Genomic DNA, 3,278 nt, shown 5'->3' with positions numbered 1-3,278 from the left:
CGGTGGGTCCTACGCCAGACTTCTTCATTGGCTAAAGTCCAGGGAGTCCGGATCCCCACAAAGTAGTTATACCTGACCCGGGGTAGGTAATTACCGATGAGGAGAAATAATAACCCTAATAAAGCAGGCATTACCCGGTCCATAGGCACGTAATAACCCAGGGCGGAGGTCAAGACTAGACCATAAAGAATAGCCATAAATAGCACCAGACCCAGGCGAATAACCCGGTAGGCTCCGAGGAATTTAAAATAATTTTCCCTCCGGGGGTCTATCAAAGGGAGGACTAACATTAAAACGTAAAGGCCGACTGTCAAGAAAGGAAGCATAAAAGCACCGAAGGACCGGGAACCGTAATTATCCACTTGACCTGCCGCGTTCCAGTGAATGGGTACTCTCTCGGGTAAATAGGGGTAAATTATTGCGCCAGCCAAGAGCATTATAAGTAAAACTAATATAGCCGGCCACTCCTGGACCAGCATCTTTTTATCCAGGCGGTAATTCTCCATTAGGAAGTCCTCCTTAAAGAAAATATCCATTTCCTTAATATGCCCTCATTGCTTGGTCGTTTTCTTATTATTACTGACAATTTCCAGTAACCAACTCAATAAATCTTGAAATACGGTTGTGTTTAATGAATAAATAATGTATTGCCCTCGACGTTCATCAAGGACTAATCCGGCCTCCTTCAGCACGGCCAAATGATGAGAAATAGTAGGCTTGGTGAGGTTAAAATGTAGGGCGATCTCCCCTGCCGTCAGATCCTTCCGGGCTAAAAGGCGTAAAATTTCTCGCCGCGTAGGATCTCCCAAAGCCCGAAAAATATTATTTAACCCCATGCAGTCCACCTTTTATTTCGATATCTATCTAACTGCTAGTTTAAAAGTTAATTAGTTTTTTGTCAAGGTGAAGTATCCGAAGCACGGGATTGGACAACTGCTGTTGCCTGCTTTCTCGGGTATCCATAGAGGGTGCAAAGGGATTGAGTATTGTGTATAAATAAAATCACCTGCACGATAAAATAATAACAAAGGCTTGACGGCTCTTAAGGAAGGGCATATACTGGTTTTAGAATACCCCTATGGGGTATATAGGTAGTCAAAGGAGAGGTCTCTTATGGCAACTAAGGTAGCTACTACCAAGATAAGTTTGCCAGTAGAAGGTATGAGTTGCGCATCTTGCGTAGCCAAGGTAGAAAAAGCCCTAAAAAATCTACCGGGTGTACAGGCTGTTCAGGTTAATCTTTTAACCAGGAAGGCTACAGTCGAGTACAACCCCAGGGAAACTCAGGTTATGGAGCTGGTCAAGACCATAGAAGAGCTGGGTTATAACGTTCCCCAGGAAGAGGTTTTATTAAACGTCAGGGGGATGAGCTGTGCTTCTTGTGTGGCCAAAGTAGAAAAGGTGGTAAAGAGCCTCCCGGGGGTGACGGAGGTGGCGGTCAGCCTCCCGGCGGAGTCGGCCCGGGTGCGCTTTTATCCCGGTGCCGTTAGCAAAAGCGAAATAAAAAAGGCCATCAGTGAGCTGGGGTATGAGGCTAGCGAGAAAGTAACTGGGCAGGAAGCTTTAGACCGAGAGAGGCAAGCCCGGCAGCGGGAGATAAGGCGGCAAGCCCGCAACATGTGGATCGCCTGGCCCTTAAGCCTACTGGTCATGCTGGGCATGTTCCGGGATGTCTGGATCTTTCCTTATTTTGTTCCCGAGTTCTTGCACAACCCCCTGGTTCTTTGGCTCTTGACCACTCCGGTCGTCTTCATTCCTGGGTGGCAGTTCTTTGTTAAAAGCTTTAGGGGCTTAAAGAAAGGCGCCACCGATATGAACTTGCTCTACGCCACCGGTATCGGGGCGGCCTATATCATTGCTACTATTAATAGCCTCTGGCCTGAGGCCGGTTTTGGCGGTAAAGGTGCCACCTTCTTTGAGTCTGCTGCCCTCCTCACTGCTTTTATCGTTCTGGGCCGTTACCTAGAGGCTTTAACCCGGGGCCGTACCTCTGAGGCCATCCGTAAACTTTTGAGCCTTCAGGCCCAGACGGCCCGGGTTATCCGGGACGGCCAGGAGATAGAGATCGCGGTGGATGAGGTAGCCGTAGGAGATATCGTGGTGGTGCGGCCGGGAGAGAAGATTCCCGTCGATGGTGAGGTCATCGAGGGCTACTCAGCAGTAGATGAATCTATGATCACGGGCGAGAGCATTCCTGTAGAAAAGAAGGTGGGCGACCAGGTTATCGGAGCTACCATTAATAAAACAGGTTCCTTTAAATTCCGGGCCACCAGGGTAGGAAGCGAGACGGCTCTAGCCCAGATCATAAGAATGGTGGAAGATGCCCAGGCTTCCAAAGCCCCCATCCAGCGGTTGGCTGATTTTGTGGCCGGGCATTTTATCGCTGGAGTCCATGTCCTGGCCCTGCTCGTTTTCCTTTTCTGGTTTTTCTATGGGTTTGACCGGTATTTCCTCCCGGATAGCCGCTTTATCCTTTCTCCCTATAGCCTGGCAGAGATCGGGGTCTTCGGCTTTGCCCTGCTCCTAAGCGTTACCACTCTCGTTATCTCCTGTCCCTGCGCTTTAGGCCTAGCTACCCCCAGCGCCATGATGGCGGGTACGGGCAAAGGCGCGGAAAACGGGATCCTCTTTAAGGGAGCCGATGCGGTAGAGGCTAGCGCTAAGCTGAATGCCGTGGTTTTCGATAAAACCGGTACATTAACCAAGGGTGAGCCCGAGGTAACCGATGTAGTAGCTGCCAGTGGCTGGGATGAAGAGCGCGTGTTGCTTTACGCCGCTACCGTGGAAAAAAATTCCGAGCACCCCTTAGGCGAAGCTATCATCCGGGAAGCCAGAGCCCGTGGCTTAGAGCTGGAAGATGCGACTGAGTTCCGGGCCATACCTGGCCACGGGGTGGAGGCCTCCTGGCGGGGAGAAAAGATCCTTTTAGGCAACCGGCGGCTTATGAGCCAACAGGGGATAGACATAAGCCAGCTCTTACCCCAAGCTGAAGAATTGGAAAAACAAGGCAAGACAGCCATGTTCCTGGCGGTGGGCGGAAGAGCAGCTGGAGTTATCGCTGTGGCCGATACCCTGAAGGAATACGTACCGGAAGCCATCGCGCGGCTTAAGAAGATGGGGCTACAAGTGGCCATGATTACCGGCGATAACCGGCGTACGGCTGAAGCCATCGCCCGGCAGGCAGGCATCGACCATGTGCTGGCCGAAGTACTTCCCCAGGATAAGGCCAGCGAAGTAAAGAGGCTCCAGGAACAAGGCCTTAAGGTAGCCATGGTAGG

At 50.9% G+C, this 3,278-nt stretch carries 3 protein-coding genes; 1 reads left to right on the top strand and 2 read right to left on the bottom strand.

The features are described 5' to 3' along the window. The coding region (locus L5656_RS11035; RefSeq protein ID WP_297202912.1) for an SdpI family protein at window positions 1–506 on the bottom strand (506 nt) is incomplete at its 3' end. 45 nt (window positions 507–551) lie between these two features. Beyond that, window positions 552–836: an autorepressor SdpR family transcription factor gene (locus tag L5656_RS11030; RefSeq protein ID WP_297202911.1), complete on the bottom strand. Its 285-nt coding sequence runs from the start codon at window positions 834–836 to the stop codon at window positions 552–554. Window positions 837–1,113: 277 nt separating this feature from the next. Here L5656_RS11030 and L5656_RS11025 point away from each other — a divergent pair. Continuing rightward, the coding region (locus L5656_RS11025; protein WP_297202909.1) for a heavy metal translocating P-type ATPase at window positions 1,114–3,278 on the top strand (2,165 nt) is incomplete at its 3' end.

The organism is Thermanaeromonas sp., assembly GCF_021890735.1.
Lineage (GTDB): Bacteria > Bacillota > DSM-521 > Neomoorellales > Neomoorellaceae > Thermanaeromonas.
Note: the sequence above shows the minus strand (reverse complement) of the source record. Positions and strands in the feature narration are given on the sequence as shown.